Genomic DNA, 18,585 nt, shown 5'->3' with positions numbered 1-18,585 from the left:
ATGAAAGCAGCCAATATGGATGTAATTAAAGTAAAAGGGCCTAATTTTCTGAATTTCTTAAATAGAAGAAACGAGTATCCGGCGTTTCACTTTCATGACTTAATGCATAAATATGGTGCAGTTGTCAAATGTAGTCACCTTTTTTATCTTGTTAATGATGCTGATGTTGGAAAAGAAATTTTATTGAAGGATTTAAAATATTTTAATCAGCAAGATTTTATTAGTAAAAGAACAAGAGCTGTATTTGGAGAAGGATTGGTAACCAACGAAGGGGCTTCATGGGCGTCGCAACGAAAGTTACTTTATTCAGTTTTTAGATATAAATCTGTTCATGAAAGTATAAATGAAACAATTACTACAATTAATGATTATTTAGATGAATGTGTCTCGCCGTTTTCTGATAAAAATGAACTAATCGATATTGCAAAAGAAATGGAGCATTTAACCATCATGATATCTGGCAAGGTGTTTTTTGATACAGATTTAAAACCATATATCCCAGATGTGCAAAATATAGTTTTAACCAGCACAAAATACATGAGTGATGGGTTACCATTTTATATTCCATTATGGGTTCCAACCAAGACACATCTTTCGCTTAAAAATTTGGGGCGAAGAGTTGATAATATACTCAGCCCGCTTTTATCTAAACGGCTGAAATCTAAAAGAGTTAAACCAGACCTAATCCATGCACTGCTTCAGGGTTTAGGGAGTCCAGATTTGTTTTCAAAAAATCGTAGGCTCATAATTGATGAAATGAAAACCATGCTAGCAGGCGCCTATTTTCCAACTTCTTCTACTCTGTCATTATTTTGGTTAATGATGGGACAAAACCCTAAATGCTTTCAAAAAATAAAACATGAGATTAAAAACACCCCTGAAGGCTATACGTTTACATCACGTTTTTATAAAGACTTTCCTGAAACCACAAAGGCCCTATTTGAAACTATGAGGCTTTACCCATCGGCTTTTTCCATATGGAGAAAAACCAAACAAAAATGCACCATTAAGGGCTATGTTTTTCCGAAAGGAAAGTCGGTTTGTATTTCCATGCTTAACATACATCGGAATCCAAAATATTGGAAAAACCCAGAGGAATTCAATCCAGAAAGGTTTAACGAAATAAACTCAAAAAACAGACCCAAACATTACTTTATGCCTTTCGGCTGGGGACCCCGAAAATGCATTGGAGATTATTTTTCAATCATGGTTATGCACTTAGCGATTATAAAGATATTAGGTAAATTTGATGTTGAAATTATTGAAAACCAAAAACTCATTCCAAGACCATTGGCCATACTGTGCCCTGATAAAGTGATCGCTAAAATAAAGAGCTTAGATGATTAATACGTTGATAAAATACCGACTCGTATTTATTATAATTATTATTGGTTTGCTCATCTTTTCACTAGGAAAGGTCTCTTCAATAAAAATAAATACCGACGTTTCGCAATTCTTTCCTACGGATGATCCAGATTACACGTTCTATGAAAACGTAAACACCAAGCTTCAAAAGGATGAATATTTAGTATTGGTTGGTATTCAAAATAAGGATTCTACATTCAGTAACGCACTATTAAACAATATCAGAAGTCTTTCCAATACCATAAAAAACTTGGAATATGTAAAACAGGTTACTGGAGTTCATAATTCTAAATACATCGAGAAAACATTATTTGGGTCCATGGAGTTGCCATATGTTGACTATAGTGATATAAACAACATTAAGTTTAATAAGGTGCGTGCGTTAAAAAACTTCGACACCACGCAAAATTTTATGTCGAAAAACCTTGAAGCTTTATTTATATGGGTTGAGATTGAGGATATTATCAATAATGAACAGCTAGACTCAGTAATGAGAGCAATTGAAGTTATTAAGAAAGATTATAAAGAAATAGCTATATACACTTGGGGAAGAAAATACATAGATAAATCCTTTGAAAAAATATTGATTCAGGAAATAGGAAAGCTAGGTTTATGGATATTTATTTTCATGTGTATTGCACTGCTTTTAATATTTAAAAACCCATTGGCTCTTGTGCTCCCATTAATTTTAATTACATCTGTAATCATATTATTTGTAGGTGGTATGGTGATGTTTGACAGGCCACTAGGCACCATGTCTAATTTGTTTCCTACAATTATATTAATTGTCGGTATTTCAGATATTATCCATATGTGCATAAAATTTAATATGGAGACGAGCATCAATCAAAAATCGGTTCATGAGGCTACAGTATTAACATTAAAGGAAATTGGTTGGACTACTTTTATCACATCATTCACAACAGCTCTAGGCTTTTTTATACTTATCATTTCTCCAATGAAAGCCATGAGGGATTTTGGCATGGAGTCTGCCATAGTTGTATTACTAACTTACGTATTGACCATTTTACTCGTGCCTACATTTTTCAATTTATTCAAAACAAAGAATGTTTTTGCTGTTAGAGCTATATACCATATAATATGGGAATTTCTTCTAGAAAAAATCGATCGATTAAAACTAAAGCCCAAAAAAGTCATCCTTTTTTATTTTGTTTTAATTGTAATTTCTTTGTTCGGGATGCGTACGATAAATACCAATACGCATCAATATTCCATTCCAGAAAATAGCGAATTGTTTACAGACTATCAGTTTTTTGAGACGAATTTTGGGGGCTCCAGAACTTTTGAGTTGGTGTTAACATCTGAACAGGGACATCAACTAAATAATGTTGAACTACTTAAGTTATCCAATACCATTCATGACTATCTTTCAAAGGATAAAAAAGTAAATACATTAAAATCGCCCATCACTTATTATCGAGCGGCGCTAGGCTATCTCGGATTGGATGATGACTCAAGTTTCGCCTCAATATTAAACGAAAGAAATGTAAAAAAAGCAGAAAAAGAGTTTCTTTCAAAAGCAAACAATACATTTTTATTTGATACGGACAGAACCGTTTTTAAGTTTTCAGGCCAAATCAACGATATTGGTAGAGATGACATTAAATCTTTTAACCAAGAAGTTATGAAAGACCTGGAATTAATTATTGGCACAGCACCAGTTAATGCCAGAATATCCGGCCTAGATCATTTAATCGATAGGGCACACCATTTAAGTATTCAAAAAATGGTAGTTGGGTTGATAATGATTATTATGGTGGTAGCACTAATTTTAGGTTTAATTTTTAGAAGCTTAAGTTTAACTGTACTTACTCTAATTTTAAATATTATTCCATTAATTATTTCTGCTGGTATACTTGGGTTTACTAACTTAGAACTTAGAGGAGAAATTACCTTAATATTTACTGTTGGTTTTGTAATAGCTATAGATGACACCATTCATTTACTAAGTAAGTTTCAATTTGAACGAAAAAAAGGGGCGGATATAAAAGAAGCAATTGATAAAGCATTAATTGAATCAGGAAAAGCTATTCTAGCCACTAGTATTATTTTAATCGGGGGATTTTTCGTTTTACTTATTTCTAATTCTTATGAGATTTTCACTCTGGGTTTAATAGTAGGTATTATGTGTATTGTTACTTTAACTGTAGACTTGGTTTTAGCCCCTATATTGATTTTGAATTGGTTTAAAAAATACATTTAAGGTATTAAAGCGTATTTCATTAAAGTTTGAATTAATGCTATATTCAATAACAATATCAATTAAGCACTAACATAACAGCGAACTTATGTTTGATTTTTTTGAGAAGTAAATGAGTATTTCAAAGCGACTGATTAAATGCTGGAGAAAAAGAGTGCTCACTATTTTTCCTTATCTCTAAATCCTTATTTGGTAAATATCTTCGGCCTTAATTATAAGTATTTCACTTTCTTTTTCTAATGGTAAATCACGTATAATCTTTAAGGATTTATCATCAACAGCATACAAAAAACCCTTTTGTTTGGTTTTATTTGTAAGTTCTACCCAAACCTTATAAATTCTTACTTTTTTAACTTCTTTTTGTGAATGCACTTTAAAACATAACAAAAATGTTAAGCATAGTATTATTAAACTTAAATGAGTTCTTATTGTTTTCATAATTACTAGTTTAAAAAAATTATTTACTCAAATATGTTCCCATTATCTTCTTCTATTAAACTGCCATCACTATCTCCAAAGGCATTAGCACTTAAAGCATAACCAATATCTAACCCTGCATAGAATGATTCTGAAAGATTGATTCTTGAGGCCACTGAAATTGGTATAAAAACATCCGGAATTGAACTAAACAAACCATTTGAGCCATCTGCATTATTACCTTCTCCTAAAAACAATAAAACCCCAGTATTAATTCCTAGATCAAAAGATTCAGACAGTTTCCATAAATAATAAAAATTTCCTTGAAGTGCATAGGAGAAATACTCTTTAGAGTCTCCAATAGCAGGTCCTATGTTAACTTCGGCTCTAAATCCTTCTTGCGCATTTAAATTCAATGTGAATACCAGAAATAAAAGCACTGTTAATAGCAGATTATATGAGTTTCTCATAATAAAACAATTAAATTTTAATATATTCTTTATAATAATATGATGACGTATCATCAGCCCCACAAGGGTAATCATCATCATATTGCCCAACTTTTAAAGTATTTCCAGAGATTTCAAAAAAAGTAACTTCTGCCTCTTCAAATTCGCTTTCGTTAACTATTAATTTACCATTAACTATTTTCCAAGTCCCGTTAGAGACCCCATCTTCTTCGCACATATTATCTGTATATTCATAAAAATAAGTTTCAGCCCAATTGCCATTCGCATTAATAGTTAACCTTCCTGTTTGCTCACAAGTAGAATAAATTTCTGTTTCCGAGCTCCCAGAAGAGCACGCCGCAACGAATTTTATTGGTTTCCATATACCTATAAATTGTTCCTCTAAAGTTTTTTCAGCATCTGTAGCATCATCACTCTTAGAACAACCTAGACAAAGAATGAATGAAATTAGTAATCCCAAAAAGAAAGCATGTTTTGTTTTCATGATTAAAATGTTTTAAATGAACTTAAAATTGCTAATAATTGATTCTGAGAGATTAAAATATTTTGTTTTTAAATATTGCATGAATGTGACATTTATAAAAGTATCCTTTTAACAAAATTAGCCCTTTAACTATTCTGTCAAACTATAGGATTATTCAATCATTCTTTATAATAAAATTCATTGGGTTCCTATAAATTATTATTAGAGAATCGTATACAATTACTTCTTTATAGCCTTTTTGATTACAACTCAAAGCTATATTCTTAACCTATTTTCATGTCCTACAAAATGTATGGTAGATAATTTAGGACAGCTTTTAATAGTTTTCATAATCTTTAGTTTTAAAAATTGCCATAGTTTAATTGTTTGGATCTATTTTTTTCTTGAAGTTTCCTAACAATAGATGTTACGGTATCTCTAGGAATAAATCTTGTAGCAAATGCAAATAACCTATTTATAATTCCTGGGATAGCAATTGTTTTACCCTTTAACATGGCATTGTAACCAAATTTCGCAACTGCCTTAGCATCTGCTATATTCATTTTAATTTTATTTGGAGCAGCTGATTCTGAAACCACTTCTTGAAATCCAGTTTTAGTTTGTCCGGGACAAAGTGCGGTGACAGTTACTCCGCTACCTTTTAATTCATTAGAAATAGCCCGAGAAAAAGACAATATATAAGCTTTTGACGCATAGTATATTGACATTAGCGGACCAGGTTGAAAAGCAGCCAATGAAGCTACATTTAATATCCTTCCATGACCTTGTTCTACCATGAATTTTAAAGCTAATTTTGTTAATTGCGTAGTAGTGTTAATATGTAAATTCAGCATATCCGATTCTCTTTGCCAATTTGTAGTATTAAAAGGACCAAAAAGACCAAAACCAGCATTATTAACCAAAACATCTATAGTCACATCTAAACTCTTAAAAATTTCTATGGCAATATTTTGTTGACTTAAATCTTTAACCAATGTCATAATTGAGATAGGACTCTGTTTTTCAATATGATTCTTTGCTTTTTCAAGCTTTAAAGGTTCTATATCGACCATAACAAGGTTATAATTATCTGCTGCCAATAATAACGAAAACTCAAATCCTAATCCAGATGCTGCACCTGTTACAAGAGCTGTTTTATATTCTGTCTTTTTCATGATTTTTGTTTTAAGAATTGTTTTTGAAGTTGTTTTGTTGTAAGTGTCTCACCATTTGGACTCCACCCTGGTGGATAAAAGATATATTTTAACTTATTTAACCAACAAGATGTCTTTTTTACATCTTTACAAATACTATAAAACTCATGTATATTTAAAATGAATGGGTTATGAGTATTTGGATCTTTCAATATTCCATATTGAGGACTAATTTCAGCAAAGTAAGGTTTATAGGTGCCAAATAATTTGTCCCAAATAATGAATATACCACCATGGTTTTTATCGAGATATTCTATATTACAGGAATGATGAACAATATGTAGTTTTGGTGTGTTAAATACTTTTTCGAGTATCCCCAGATTGGGAACCAATTGTGTATGTAAGAAAAACTGATATACACTATTTATAATAAGACATCCTGCTATCATTAATGGCTCAAATCCCACCGCTGCCATCCAAATCCAATAAATTGGCTTATATAAACTAATAAACCAGCCATTTCTCAGACCAATAATAAAGTTATAAGTTTTACTTGAATGATGAGGCACATGAGCCGCCCAAAGTAATCTTATACTATGACTAAATCGATGATGCCAATAAAAGTTAAAATCGTCACTTACAATTGCAAAAAACCAAACATACCATATCCATCCAAGCGATTCATACCCTAAATATTGTAATCTAAAATCCTTTAATAAATTAAAGATTAAGATAAAAATAGCTAATGCAATAGTTTTTGAGAATAATGATATTAATGAAGCTCCTACTCCAATAAATATCCCTGAAAGAGATTCCTTTAGTTCGAAATGATGTCGAACCAATAAGTATTCGAAAACTATCAAAAAACTGAAGACAGGAATAACATATTTAGATAATTCATTTAATTCTAGTTCCATTTTGCCTTTTTTAATTTAATATATTTCATCCTTTCTTGTAGCTCATTTAATCTCAGGTATAAGCTTCACTTTATAAAATGGTCCTTTAACTTCAATCATTGTGCATTTTCCATTTTTATAATGATATATGCTATTATTATTTTCGGGAAAAACAATCTTATATTTACCTTTACTCAAAGGCGTAACAGAAACCATTTTTTTGAACTTGTCTGAGTATATTTTTTGAACACTGACGGGTTCGTTAAAAAACAGCGTGACTAAATTTCTATGAATTGTATTGAAGCTAAGTGCTTCTTCTTTACCCATATTTTCAAAAATATATTGTCCATTATGAAATGATAAAGACTGATTTATTTTTACTTTATCATTTAATTTTCGAAAAATAGATGAATAAACTAAGGCTCCTTCCTTATAAACAGATTTTTCCCTTGCTTCAATATCAAACTTGATTATAAATTGGGTATCAATTTTGCTCTCCAAAGTGTAAATAATAGAATTTTCAACTTCTTGCTTATAAATAGTTACAGAACCAATAGGTTTATTATTTTTCACTATTTTGAAAGTAATTGTTTGAGAAGTTCTATAAAAATTACTTGCACTTACATTGGTTACCAAAAGAATAAGGAGAAGACTTAATCCTCGAACAACAATTGATCTATAACCATTGGCTTTTTCAATAATGAGCCTACCGAAACTAGACCTTTTAAAAATGTAGATAATCAACATAGGTATCATGACTAAAAGTTTAACGATTAATAACAATCATAAAATTATTAGCATAACTCAACATAGATATCCTAGAAGGTCTAGGAAGAAAGAATTAGGATGTCCAACGATAATCTAGGACAAAAATCAATTGAAATTTGCCCGAAAGGAAGTTGGCGTTTCGGAAGTAAATTTTTTAAATGCCGAATAAAAGGTAGATTTAGAATTAAAACCACATTCTAGTCCAATGGCAACTATAGTATACTCACTAAAATCATCATTCGACAAAAACTTTTTAGCCTGTTCTACTCGAAAAGAATTAATAAAATCTGAAAAATTAAAGTTGCTATAGGAATTGATGAGTTTAGAAAAATAACTCTTGCTCACACCCATATCTGAAGCTAAAATTTCCATACTTAAAAGTGGATCTAAATACAGTTTATTATTCACAATGTGGTTTCTTATTTTTTCAAAATCACTTTGATGCTTTTCATTGAAAAAACCATCCTCTTTACTAGAATTATTAATAATTTCACCCGAACCAATTAATACCTGGTTGGTTTCAATAGTGCTCCTTAACAAAATTCTATCCTGTACTACGTTATATCTATAAAACCCTTGATAGCCCAACCAATAAAGTAGGATTGACATACCTAATCTAAGAAATATATAAGCGTCATCATTTCCTGTCAATATATTCACAGTTAAAGCGACAGCCCATAAAAAAAGAACAATTGAACCCAATTTAATAAACCACTTTATCCAGTTTAAATCATCAAACGACAAAATATATTCTGTTAACCGATGCCTTCTAAAAATAATGACACAAGCATTTAAAAGTAAAAATATCGAATAAATCAAATTGAAAACATCCTCAACAAGCGTGTAAGTTTTAATTATTTGAGGGTTGTTCTCCGGAACTTCATAATATACATAAGAAATTAAACATAAGCGTATAATCAATTCTGTAATAAAAATAATGACAGACAATTTTATAAAACCACGAACCTTTTTTTCAACTTTTAAAAAATGAGTCGTAAAGGCATAAAACATTGGCAAAATAAACAGATACCATGGTATATATAATTGCTGAATTATAAATAAATCTAAAATGTGGTTTTTCTCTATAAGCCAACGTTGAAGATTATTTAACGAAATAAAAAGAATAATTAGATTAAGAAAAAGAATCGTTTTATTAAATTTTTTTCTAATAAAAATGGTTACCAGATTAAATCCAAAACCTTGAACAACCCCAGCTATAAGAAGAAAATTTATAATCGAACCAAAATTCATAAAGCTCTTTAAACATTATAATAATGTAAGATTCTTAGCATCTTTTCACTAATATAATGAAAAAGGACTCTGAATTAAAAAAACAAACAATTATTTGCTAAAAATGATTTATATAAATTATTGAATTAAACTGTTTTAAGCTAGTTTATAATTTGCTTTTTTAACGCCTTCCGTTGAAGTTAAATTTTTAATAGACTCTTTAAAATCCTTTTTTACAACTACACTACACATGTAGCTATCTATCATCTTTGAAAAGATGCTTGGATAAACATTTGATTTCGATTTTGATTTCATGGCTCTGACTTTATAATAGGGTTATCTTCTTAATTTCATTAACATTTAATAATATCTTACTTATCTGTCCTTTCATATTTTCCACTCCAAAATATCTACCGGATTCTAGACCAACTTCTGTAAGTTTCAAAATGACATCTTTAACAGTAACTATTTCAACAGCCTTAACTCTATTTATGGCTTGGTTGAGTTGGCTACATTTCTCTTTATAAGTCTCTAGCATAGAAATACTTGGTAAAGACCAAAAGAGAATAATAGGAGTGTTAATATTTTGCTTGTGATTTTTCATCATTTAATTACTATTACACAAACTTACATTGCAATAATTGAAAACCATTTGACCAAAATGTAGAAATAATAATATATTTTTCTTAATTTTCACAAACCAGATTACTTTCCTACTTGTATATTTTCAAAAAATGCAAGAACAATTCATCAAATACCTTAAGGAGAAATCTCAAAACAACACGTCTTTCGTTGACGAAATTGCTGATGTCTTAGACATTGGTTATGATGCCGCTTACAGGCGTATTAATTTAAAAACAAACCTTTCTTTAGAGGAAAGCGTAGCACTAGCAAGGCATTACAAAATTTCTCTAAACAAACTATTTGAAGTTGGCAGCTCTAATAGTATTGTTACTGAATTACCTCCACAGCCAAAAAACGAAAAAGCCTTGGAAATGTATTTCAAAGTGTCTTTACAAAACGTTTTACCTTTAACAAAACTTAAGTCTGCTGAAATTGTTTGGTCCGGAAAAGACATTTCTCTATTTCACACGCTCACAGACAATCACTTAGCTCGCTATAAAATGTATGTGTGGCTTAAAGACTTAGATCTAGAAATGGCCAAAAGTCAAATTTCTTTTGATGATTGGTCAAAAACCATTCCTGATTCTCTTTTAGAAAGTGCATTTGCTCTAGGTAGCGTGTATAAGAATGTCAATATTAGTGAGCTATGGAATGACAACACTGTTACGGGAACATTACAGCAAATCCTATATTATTTTGAAGCTGGTTTAGTTTCAAAAGATATTGCCCTAAAGATTTGTGATGACGTGCATGAGGTCATTAATCAGACCGAGAAACAAACCATTGAACAAAGTATTGGCTCTCCAAATAATAACACATTCTTCCACCTTTACAAATGCGACTTGCATATGCTAACTAACACAGTTATGGTAAGAACACCTCATAAGAAAGTATTCTATTCACCTTTTACAGTATTGAGTTATTTTAAAATTGAACATCAAGACACATGTGAAATGATGAACGATTTCCTAAATAAACAAATGTCAAACTCAAAACTACTTGCTACTTCCGGAGAACGTGATAGAACGCTTTTCTTTAAAACAATTCATAAAAAAATTTCTATTGCCAAAGAACGTATTAACATGGATTATAAAATGACCTTTTTATAAAACCACATTTTAAAAAATTTACTTTTTTAAGAACCCAATTGAATATTCAATTGGGTTCACTTCAAATAACTATACAGATTAACTATATAAGTTAGGGTTAACTATTTTCTTTATTTAATGGCGAATGGTGCTCGTGTACCAGTTTCCAACCACTATCTGTTTTCACAAAAAGCAAAGTTATTTGGTCATTTACAATAACTAAATCCTCCCCAAATTTTAAATGAAAATCTGAATGAAACGTAACATTAGCAACATCACCATAAACAGCAACATTTAAATCGTTTGTATTAAACTACACCACCCTCTTACCTTTTAAAAATGGCATAGGCTTCTAGACCTAAGTTTTTAAGCGTGTCCTTATTACCATGTATTTCAAATTTCATGCTTCCTGTTCCTATTAAGGCTCCAATTGCTCCTCCTGCTACTCCAAACCCTACTACAACTGAGCCTGTATCTAACCAGCTATTATCAGCCTCATTTATAATTGCCCCTGCAGCTGCAGAAATTGTCATTCCAGTCAAAGCACTTCTCCAAACTCTTCCTTTTCTTTTAATAAATATTGTAGAAATGTTGTTGGCGTTTAAAGTCAATATACTTTCTTCCTGAACTGAGTATTGCTTTTCCGGGGTGATATTAATTGATGATTCATTAACAGAATGCAGTAAACCCTTATGTTTCTATCCATTTCTAAGCTCTACACGTACTTTAAAAACCTTTGTTTTTTTATCTTTTTTTTGTGAATGGACTGTTGGTATAGAAATAAACAGAAAGGCTGCAATCATCCAAAAAAAATTGTTACAGTATATTTTCATAATAATATTTTTAACTAATTTTCTTTATTTAATGGAGAATGATGTTCATGCACCAGTTTCCAGCCATCATCTGTTTTTACAAAAAGCAACGTGATTTGGTCATTTACAATCACTAAATCTTCTCCAAATTTTAAATGAAAATCTGAATGAAACGTCACATTAGCAACGTCTCCATAAACGGCCACTTTTAAATCTTTGGCATCAAACTTTAAAACTTCTGTCACTGAGCCAAATACTTTACGTTCGTGTGCTTCATTTTCTTTACTTCCCACACGCGGCGCTCCTGCGTTGAATTCTGTAAATTTTGGCCCATAAGCATGAAATGAAATTAACTTATCTATATCGCCATCTAAAATGCTTTGTGCTATGTCACCAAAAGTCTTCATTACTTCTTCTTTCGCTTGTGGAAATTCATCATTAATTAAATCTACTTTTTTTACTTCTTCTTTGACAACCTCAGCTATTTCTTGCGGTTTTTCTTTGCAGCTAATTAAGAAGAATGTTAGACTAAAAAGTAAGAGGGCTAAAATTTGTTTTGTTTTCATAATTGTTGTTATTAAATGGTTAAAATTTGTTTTTAAAATGATTAGATATTTTTATCAATTGCGTTATCTAAAACCCGAAATTTAGCCCCAAACTAATAGATGAGGAGTTATAATTCTTTTCACTAATAGAGGAATATGCAAGAACTAAAGCCAACTTTTCCTTTATCTTATAAGCAACTAATGGTTTGAAGTAAAAACCTCCATAGTCATCACTTATTAAACCACCATCACTATCACCAAAACCATTGGCGTTTAAGGCATATCCAATATCCAATCCCATGTAGAATGACTCTGCTAGGTTAGCTCTAGATGCTATTGCTATGGGTATAAATACATCTGGAATTGAACTAAACAAACCATTTGACCCATCTGAATTATTACCCTCTCCTAAAAACACCAATACTCCCGTAGCAGCTCCGAGATCAAACGAATCTGAGACACTCCATAAATAATAAAAATCGCCCAGAAGTGTATAGGAAAAATAATCACTAGAATCTCCAGTTACTGGACCAATATTCACACCTAAACTAAAGCCTTCCTGAGCATTAACTTTTATGAGAAACAACGCCAACAAAATCACAATTAATAAACTTCTTAAATTTTTCATTATAAAACAGGTCTAAATTTTAACATACTCTGTATAATAATGTGACGATACATTGTCAATACCACAAGAAAAATCATCATCATATTGCCCAACTTTTAAAGTACTTTCTGAGATTTCAAAAAAGGTAACTTCTGCCTCTCCAAATTCACTTTCTTTAATTATTAATTTGCCATTCACTATTTTCCACGTTCCACTATCAACTCCATCTTCTTCACACATGTTATCAACATACTCATAAAAATAAGTTTCAGACCAAGTACCATTAGAACTAATGGTTAATCTTCCTGTTTGTTCACAAGCAGAATAGTTTTCAATTTCGTTTCCTCCATCAGAACATACTATCACAAACTTCAACGGTTTCCATGTACCTATAAACTGTTGCTCTAAAGTGGTTTGACTATCAGCCCCATCATCACTTTTGGAGCAACCTAAATTAAAAACCAGAAATATCAATAATAGCTTAGCAGATAAATATTGTGTTTTCATATTACACCTATTAGGTTAATAAAATTGCTTATTACTAATAATTAGGAAGAGAGAAGAAATACTATACCACAAATGTAGATGTGATAGTATGAAATGACTTTAACTATTCCGTCAAAGCCTAGGAGTATTAATGCAATTATGATGAAAGTGCTTCATTATTCCTGCACATAAAGCTTGGAATAATTAAGGTTTAGGAAGATTACTAGGAGAGTGACCAAATTCATCTTTAAATACTCTACTAAACCAAGAGGGATCATTAAAACCAACTTCATAAGCCACTTGAGAAATGGTTTTATTACTAGTTTGTAAAAGAAGTTTTGCTTTATTTAATCTAACAGATCTTATAAAAACCGCAGTAGATCTATTAGTAATTGCTTTAATTTTTCTGTAAACCTGAGATTCACTTAAATGTAATTTTGATGCTAACTGAGTTGCTCCGAATTCGGAATCATCTATAGCTTCGGTAACTGCTTGAATTACTTTTTTAATGAAGATAGCGTCTGGGTTTTCATCTTTCCTTTCAATAAATTCTTTAAAATCTTCTTTACCAAATTTTTCAATCATCTTTTTACGAAGACTCACCAACTGATTAATTCTAGCAAATAATTCTTCCTTATTAAAAGGTTTAATTAGGTAAGCATCAGCCCCATATTTCAATCCTTCAACTTTAGACTCATCCGAAGCTTTTGCAGTTAGTAAAATAATAGGGATATGATTAGTGACCATTTCTGTTTTTAAATGCTTACAGACCTCAAACCCATTCATTTTGGGCATCATTACGTCACTTATAATGATATCCGGTATATACTTAAACGCGGTCTTTATTCCTTCTTCTCCATCGGCTGCATGTATGACTTGATATTTATCTTCTAAACAACTCTGCAAATAATAGGCTACATCTTTATTATCTTCTATTATTAATGCAATAGTCGATTTTTCTGCAATCTTTAAAACAGGGGCATTTTTAATCTTCTGTTTACCACTACTTTTTATGGCTTTAGTTTTATCAGAATCATTAGCATTCTCTACAACTTTGGAGGTATTTGTAATAGGCAGTGTTATTACAAACTCACTACCTTGCTCCTCTTTACTTGAAACTTCTATCTCCCCTTTCATAAGCTCAACAAGCTCTTTGGTAAGCGCAAGCCCAATACCAGTTCCTCTAGAATCTGGCGAAGAAGCCTTTTTAGATTGATAGAATTTCTCGAAAATACTAGATAAATCTTCCTTCGGAATTCCAACACCGGAATCTACTATTTTTAAAAATAATTGACTGCCTTCGTTAGTTTTTAAGTGACAGATAATTTCTCCATCGGAGGGCGTGAATTTAATAGCGTTAATTAATAGGTTTGTGATAACAGTAGCCAATTTTTCATTATCAAAATCCATTAACAAGTAATCAATCTCAGAATAAAAAGTATATTTAATGCGTTTCTCATTAGCCAAAGACTGATAGCTTTCAAAAAGATACTTTGTAAAACTGATTATATCTGATTGAGTCATATTCAGTTTCATTTCGGCACTTTCAAGCTTCGTTAAATCCAACATATCATTTACCATTTTTAATAAACTTTCGCTATTGTTTTTGATAAGATGAATTGGCTTTTCTAAAGTTTTTGAAGATTTACCAAGTTTGGTTTCCAAAGTGTCAATCATGCCTAAAATAACTGTTATAGGCGTTCTAAACTCATGCGTAATATTTGTATATAATGAATTTTTTAATTGGTCTATTTCTTTAAGTCTTTCACTTTCAGCTAAGGCTAGTTTTCTAGAAATTTGAAATCTATAAAACCAATATGCTAATAAAGCTAACAAGACTACATAACCAATAATTGTGACGGTTGTTAACCACCATGGTGGGTTAACCTTTATATTAATAGACAATGGTAACTCATTCCATTCTTCGCCTCTTGAAAACCCATTAACCTCAAGCTTATAATCACCAACAGGTAAACTTAAAAATTGTATTTCGGTATCATTTAAGAAATTCCAACCATCATCCAGTGGTAATAATCTATATGCATATTGGGCATTTTTATCAAAACGAAAATCAGTTGTTGAGAATTTTAAATAAAATGGAAACTGGTCATGATTAAATTCAATTTCCGCTGTTTTCTCAATAGCCTTATCAAGAATATTTGATCTGGGACTAATAACTTCATCTTTTATTTGTAATTGCGAAAAATATAAAGTCTTTGGAGTATCTAAAAGCTTTAATTGATTGGGGTTAAAATAAGTAACACCATCAACACCTCCAAGATATACGTTACCCAGTTGATCTCTGTACCTTGCGTGTGAATCAAATTCTCGACCTTGTATATTATCCAATGTACTGTAATGAAAAAACTGATTGTTGCCTGAATCAAACCTAACCAATCCATCATTAGTTCCTAACCACAAATTTCCATATAAATCATCTTGAATACTATATATTAAAGCATTAGGAAACTGCTTTTGCGCAGTCCAAGACATAAAACTCCCATCATCATTTAACAGGCTTAATCCATTTCTTGTTCCAATCCAAACTTGATTACTTTTATCTATTAAAATATCATTTATAGATTTATGAGGTAGCGTAGAGGTTGTCCTATTATTCTGCACATAGTTTTCGAAACGAATGCTATTATTGTCACCGTTGCTGAGATTAATTTTAGAAATCCCATTTTGAGTTCCTACCCAAATAACATCTTGATTATCAATCTCTATACAATTAGTTTCATTGTGCACTAAAGAATTCTTATTTCCTTCTTCTGAAGTAAATCGGGTAAACGTATAATTATTATCATTATTATAAACCAATTTGAAAATACCATGTTCGTGCGTAGCACCCCAAAGATTATTTTCACTATCTAATTCTAAGTCCTTCAAAAAGTTTGAATTTATAGAATTATCGTTCGTTGGATTGTAATAAAAATTCTTGAAAACAGGATTATCGGGATTAAAGTTGTCTAAGTTTAACAAACTAAGTCCTCTGGTTGTTGCAAACCACATGCGCTGATTTTCTTTATCATGAACTATAGCTCTAACAACAGAACCCGCTATGGTGTATGGGTTATTTTGATTATCAATGTAATAATAGGTTTTGTGTTTTGTTATCAAGTTTAATCCGCCATCTGATGTTCCAACCCATAAATCCTTGTCCTTATAAATTGAAAATATAACATTGTCATTAAGAATATTTTCTCCCTTTTTGTTTTTGGAAATATTATTAAACCCGGAAGCATTAAACTCTAAACAATTGAGTTCATTAGCAGTACCCACATACAACAAACTAGGAGAGACTCTTAGTAAAGATTGAACTGTATTATTACTTAATCCAGTTCCTATTTTCTCTAGGTACTCAATTTTATTTTCAACCTTAAAATTTAAATAATCATATAAATAAAGCCCTCTACCTGTAGCTACCCAAATATGCGTATCATCCTCTTTTAAGAAATCAACCACATGCATGGTTTTAAAATTTCCAGAGGCTTCAAGTTCAATAGTTTTTATTTCAGTAGTATCGAAATTATACGAAAAGAAACCGTCATAAGTCCCGATAAACAAATGGTTATAGGCTCTAAAAAAGGATTGCACATTCCCTTCTACCTTTAACCTCATTTTGGGTTTATTAAAATCTTCAGTAAACCCATAAACTTGACCATTTAAAGTACCTACCCAAGTAACACCCTTTCTGTCTTTGAAAATATTGGTGATTGAAAGATTTGACAAAAAAAGTTCCTTATCAAAACTTTTCTCATTATTGCTTAGTAAAACCAGTCCATCATTGACGGTAGAAACCAAAACATCACCATCTGTTTCAACTATAATTCCGGTGATTATTTCATTTTTGGCACTTGAATTAATACTCACCTTTTTAAAGGAATCTTTAATAGGGTCAAACAAATTTAGTCCATTACCTCTGGTACCAACCCAAATTTCACCATTAATTCCTTCAACAATTTTTGTTATATAATTTCCCGAAATTGATGTGGAATCACCAGGATTATGTTTGTACTGTTTAAACATATTTCCATCAAACCTATCTAAACCGTCGGCTGTTCCTATCCAAACAAAGCCGCTACTATCAAGCATCATATCATTAACCGATACTTGAGACATTCCATCCTTCATGGATAAATATTTTATTCTAGGATTTTTGGTTTGAGCTGAAGCTAAAAAAAAACAAACACAAAGGCACGAGAAAATTAGGCGTTTTATTGTTGTCTTTGGAATTAATCTCATGCTTTAAAAGAATCTTATAATCCAATTTACAAATTATAAGATTCTTAAAAATAATAATTTTCTGCTAAGTAATATAGCATTGGAAATAAAGTATGCTAATTTCTGTCTTAATAAATGAAATAGATAATAGAAAACTTAAAAACCTGTGTTTTTCTTAACATATGTTAAGAAAACTCAATAATAATGTGACTTTACCGAGTTTTTTGCGTCTAATTGATACAAGAGAAAAATAAAATGAAACTTTTTGTAACATTTATCGACATATAAACGTATAACTACTGAATGCCCAAAATATTCATATTTAACATAGGAGATTTTTAGATGAGACAACTTAAAATTACGAAGCAGGTTACCAATAGAGAAACTGCGTCGTTAGACAAATATTTACAAGAAATTGGTAAGGTTGATTTAATTACGGCCGATGAGGAAGTGGAGTTAGCACAACGTATTAAAGCTGGTGATCAAATAGCTTTAGAAAAGTTGACAAAAGCTAATTTACGTTTCGTGGTATCGGTAGCAAAACAATACCAAAACCAAGGACTTACTTTACCAGATTTAATTAATGAAGGTAATTTAGGGTTAATTAAAGCGGCTCAACGTTTTGATGAAACTCGTGGATTTAAATTTATCTCTTATGCTGTTTGGTGGATTCGTCAGTCTATTTTACAGGCGTTAGCAGAACAATCTAGAATTGTACGTTTACCGTTAAACAAGATTGGTTCTATTAATAAGATTAACAAGACTTTCGCCTTTTTAGAGCAAAGTCATGAGCGCCCACCAAGTGCTGAAGAAATTGCCAAAGAGTTAGACATGACTATTAACGATGTTAAAGAGTCTATGAAAAACTCTGGTCGTCATGTAAGTATGGATGCACCTTTAGTAGAAGGTGAAGATTCTAACTTGTACGATGTATTAAATAGTGGTGAGTCTCCAAATCCTGACAAAGAATTATTACATGAGTCTTTACGTACAGAAATAGAGCGTGCTTTAGAGACTTTAACACCTCGTGAAGCAGATGTAATTCGTTTGTATTTTGGTTTAGGAAACCAGCACCCAATGACTTTAGAGGAAATAGGTGAGACTTTCGATTTAACTCGTGAGCGTGTAAGACAAATTAAAGAAAAAGCTATTCGTAGATTAAAACATACGTCTAGAAGTAAAATATTAAAAACTTATTTAGGATAATTATCAAAT

General features: G+C 31.1%; 18 protein-coding genes and 1 pseudogene. 4 read left to right on the top strand and 15 right to left on the bottom strand.

Annotated elements, in window-relative coordinates; all coding sequences use genetic code 11:
• Both FUA22_RS01945 and FUA22_RS01940 read left to right on the top strand, forming a co-directional pair.
• Positions 1 to 1,347, top strand: coding sequence for a cytochrome P450 (locus tag FUA22_RS01945; protein ID WP_147766044.1), 1,347 nt, complete (start codon positions 1 to 3; stop codon positions 1,345 to 1,347).
• Positions 1,340 to 3,589 (top strand): efflux RND transporter permease subunit, encoded by a 2,250-nt coding sequence (locus FUA22_RS01940; RefSeq protein WP_147766042.1) that lies wholly within the window; start codon positions 1,340 to 1,342, stop codon positions 3,587 to 3,589. Before FUA22_RS01945 ends, FUA22_RS01940 begins: the two co-directional genes overlap by 8 nt.
• Before the next feature lie 174 nt (positions 3,590 to 3,763).
• Here FUA22_RS01940 and FUA22_RS01935 read toward each other — a convergent pair whose 3' ends face one another.
• The 9 genes from FUA22_RS01935 to FUA22_RS01900 all read right to left on the bottom strand — a co-directional run bounded on the left by FUA22_RS01935 (position 3,764) and on the right by FUA22_RS01900 (position 9,591).
• The gene (locus tag FUA22_RS01935; RefSeq protein ID WP_147766040.1) at positions 3,764 to 4,024 is read right to left on the bottom strand and encodes a hypothetical protein; all 261 of its coding nucleotides are present in this window, start codon (positions 4,022 to 4,024) and stop codon (positions 3,764 to 3,766) included.
• A gap of 23 nt (positions 4,025 to 4,047) precedes the next feature.
• Complete coding sequence (locus FUA22_RS01930) at positions 4,048 to 4,473, bottom strand: hypothetical protein (RefSeq protein ID WP_147766038.1); 426 nt, start codon at positions 4,471 to 4,473, stop codon at positions 4,048 to 4,050.
• A 10-nt stretch (positions 4,474 to 4,483) separates the two neighbouring features.
• Positions 4,484 to 4,957: a lipocalin-like domain-containing protein gene (locus tag FUA22_RS01925; RefSeq protein WP_147766036.1), complete on the bottom strand. Its 474-nt coding sequence runs from the start codon at positions 4,955 to 4,957 to the stop codon at positions 4,484 to 4,486.
• A 341-nt stretch (positions 4,958 to 5,298) separates the two neighbouring features.
• Complete coding sequence (locus FUA22_RS01920; RefSeq protein WP_147766034.1) at positions 5,299 to 6,111, bottom strand: SDR family NAD(P)-dependent oxidoreductase; 813 nt, start codon at positions 6,109 to 6,111, stop codon at positions 5,299 to 5,301.
• The gene (locus FUA22_RS01915) at positions 6,108 to 7,007 is read right to left on the bottom strand and encodes a sterol desaturase family protein (protein ID WP_147766032.1); all 900 of its coding nucleotides are present in this window, start codon (positions 7,005 to 7,007) and stop codon (positions 6,108 to 6,110) included. Before FUA22_RS01915 ends, FUA22_RS01920 begins: the two co-directional genes overlap by 4 nt.
• Before the next feature lie 42 nt (positions 7,008 to 7,049).
• Positions 7,050 to 7,559: a DUF6134 family protein gene (locus tag FUA22_RS01910; RefSeq protein WP_147766030.1), complete on the bottom strand. Its 510-nt coding sequence runs from the start codon at positions 7,557 to 7,559 to the stop codon at positions 7,050 to 7,052.
• 300 nt (positions 7,560 to 7,859) lie between these two features.
• A complete protein-coding gene (locus tag FUA22_RS01905; RefSeq protein WP_147766028.1) occupies positions 7,860 to 9,005 on the bottom strand; it encodes a helix-turn-helix domain-containing protein in 1,146 nt (381 codons plus the stop codon).
• A gap of 135 nt (positions 9,006 to 9,140) precedes the next feature.
• The gene (locus tag FUA22_RS18375) at positions 9,141 to 9,299 is read right to left on the bottom strand and encodes a hypothetical protein (protein ID WP_170309822.1); all 159 of its coding nucleotides are present in this window, start codon (positions 9,297 to 9,299) and stop codon (positions 9,141 to 9,143) included.
• Positions 9,300 to 9,309: 10 nt separating this feature from the next.
• Positions 9,310 to 9,591, bottom strand: coding sequence for a hypothetical protein (locus tag FUA22_RS01900; RefSeq protein WP_147766026.1), 282 nt, complete (start codon positions 9,589 to 9,591; stop codon positions 9,310 to 9,312).
• Positions 9,592 to 9,718: 127 nt separating this feature from the next.
• Between FUA22_RS01900 and FUA22_RS01895 the strand changes: the two genes are divergently transcribed.
• A complete protein-coding gene (locus FUA22_RS01895) occupies positions 9,719 to 10,717 on the top strand; it encodes a hypothetical protein (protein ID WP_147766024.1) in 999 nt (332 codons plus the stop codon).
• Positions 10,718 to 10,814: 97 nt separating this feature from the next.
• Here FUA22_RS01895 and FUA22_RS18560 read toward each other — a convergent pair.
• The 6 genes and pseudogenes from FUA22_RS18560 to FUA22_RS01865 form a co-directional block, all read right to left on the bottom strand.
• A pseudogene (locus FUA22_RS18560) lies at positions 10,815 to 10,994 on the bottom strand (nuclear transport factor 2 family protein); the annotation flags it as partial.
• Positions 10,995 to 11,022: 28 nt separating this feature from the next.
• A complete protein-coding gene (locus tag FUA22_RS01885) occupies positions 11,023 to 11,307 on the bottom strand; it encodes a hypothetical protein (RefSeq protein ID WP_147766022.1) in 285 nt (94 codons plus the stop codon).
• Positions 11,308 to 11,543: 236 nt separating this feature from the next.
• Positions 11,544 to 12,074 (bottom strand): YybH family protein, encoded by a 531-nt coding sequence (locus FUA22_RS01880; protein ID WP_147766020.1) that lies wholly within the window; start codon positions 12,072 to 12,074, stop codon positions 11,544 to 11,546.
• Between the two features lie 67 nt (positions 12,075 to 12,141).
• Positions 12,142 to 12,681, bottom strand: coding sequence for a hypothetical protein (locus FUA22_RS01875; protein ID WP_147766018.1), 540 nt, complete (start codon positions 12,679 to 12,681; stop codon positions 12,142 to 12,144).
• Between the two features lie 12 nt (positions 12,682 to 12,693).
• Positions 12,694 to 13,167, bottom strand: a complete 474-nt coding sequence (locus FUA22_RS01870) for a lipocalin-like domain-containing protein (RefSeq protein ID WP_147766015.1) — start codon at positions 13,165 to 13,167, stop codon at positions 12,694 to 12,696.
• Between the two features lie 183 nt (positions 13,168 to 13,350).
• The gene (locus FUA22_RS01865; protein WP_170309821.1) at positions 13,351 to 17,280 is read right to left on the bottom strand and encodes a hybrid sensor histidine kinase/response regulator transcription factor; all 3,930 of its coding nucleotides are present in this window, start codon (positions 17,278 to 17,280) and stop codon (positions 13,351 to 13,353) included.
• 432 nt (positions 17,281 to 17,712) lie between these two features.
• Between FUA22_RS01865 and FUA22_RS01860 the strand changes: the two genes are divergently transcribed.
• Complete coding sequence (locus FUA22_RS01860) at positions 17,713 to 18,576, top strand: sigma-70 family RNA polymerase sigma factor (protein ID WP_019387909.1); 864 nt, start codon at positions 17,713 to 17,715, stop codon at positions 18,574 to 18,576.
• The last annotated feature ends 9 nt before the right edge of the window (positions 18,577 to 18,585 follow it).

Source organism: Seonamhaeicola maritimus (assembly GCF_008056315.1).
Lineage (GTDB): Bacteria > Bacteroidota > Bacteroidia > Flavobacteriales > Flavobacteriaceae > Seonamhaeicola > Seonamhaeicola maritimus.
This window is presented reverse-complemented; position numbering and strand designations above follow the sequence as displayed.

What these genes read in the sequence shown, in the direction of transcription:
- FUA22_RS01945 (WP_147766044.1), top strand. Translation starts at nt 1, where the DNA reads ATGAAAGCAGCCAATATGGATGTAATTAAAGTAAAAGGGCCTAATTTT.
- FUA22_RS01940 (WP_147766042.1), top strand. Translation starts at nt 1,340, where the DNA reads ATGATTAATACGTTGATAAAATACCGACTCGTATTTATTATAATTATT.
- FUA22_RS01935 (WP_147766040.1), bottom strand. Translation starts at nt 4,024, where the DNA reads ATGAAAACAATAAGAACTCATTTAAGTTTAATAATACTATGCTTAACA.
- FUA22_RS01930 (WP_147766038.1), bottom strand. Translation starts at nt 4,473, where the DNA reads ATGAGAAACTCATATAATCTGCTATTAACAGTGCTTTTATTTCTGGTA.
- FUA22_RS01925 (WP_147766036.1), bottom strand. Translation starts at nt 4,957, where the DNA reads ATGAAAACAAAACATGCTTTCTTTTTGGGATTACTAATTTCATTCATT.
- FUA22_RS01920 (WP_147766034.1), bottom strand. Translation starts at nt 6,111, where the DNA reads ATGAAAAAGACAGAATATAAAACAGCTCTTGTAACAGGTGCAGCATCT.
- FUA22_RS01915 (WP_147766032.1), bottom strand. Translation starts at nt 7,007, where the DNA reads ATGGAACTAGAATTAAATGAATTATCTAAATATGTTATTCCTGTCTTC.
- FUA22_RS01905 (WP_147766028.1), bottom strand. Translation starts at nt 9,005, where the DNA reads ATGAATTTTGGTTCGATTATAAATTTTCTTCTTATAGCTGGGGTTGTT.
- FUA22_RS18375 (WP_170309822.1), bottom strand. Translation starts at nt 9,299, where the DNA reads ATGAAATCAAAATCGAAATCAAATGTTTATCCAAGCATCTTTTCAAAG.
- FUA22_RS01900 (WP_147766026.1), bottom strand. Translation starts at nt 9,591, where the DNA reads ATGATGAAAAATCACAAGCAAAATATTAACACTCCTATTATTCTCTTT.
- FUA22_RS01895 (WP_147766024.1), top strand. Translation starts at nt 9,719, where the DNA reads ATGCAAGAACAATTCATCAAATACCTTAAGGAGAAATCTCAAAACAAC.
- FUA22_RS01880 (WP_147766020.1), bottom strand. Translation starts at nt 12,074, where the DNA reads ATGAAAACAAAACAAATTTTAGCCCTCTTACTTTTTAGTCTAACATTC.
- FUA22_RS01875 (WP_147766018.1), bottom strand. Translation starts at nt 12,681, where the DNA reads ATGAAAAATTTAAGAAGTTTATTAATTGTGATTTTGTTGGCGTTGTTT.
- FUA22_RS01870 (WP_147766015.1), bottom strand. Translation starts at nt 13,167, where the DNA reads ATGAAAACACAATATTTATCTGCTAAGCTATTATTGATATTTCTGGTT.
- FUA22_RS01865 (WP_170309821.1), bottom strand. Translation starts at nt 17,280, where the DNA reads ATGAAGGATGGAATGTCTCAAGTATCGGTTAATGATATGATGCTTGAT.
- FUA22_RS01860 (WP_019387909.1), top strand. Translation starts at nt 17,713, where the DNA reads ATGAGACAACTTAAAATTACGAAGCAGGTTACCAATAGAGAAACTGCG.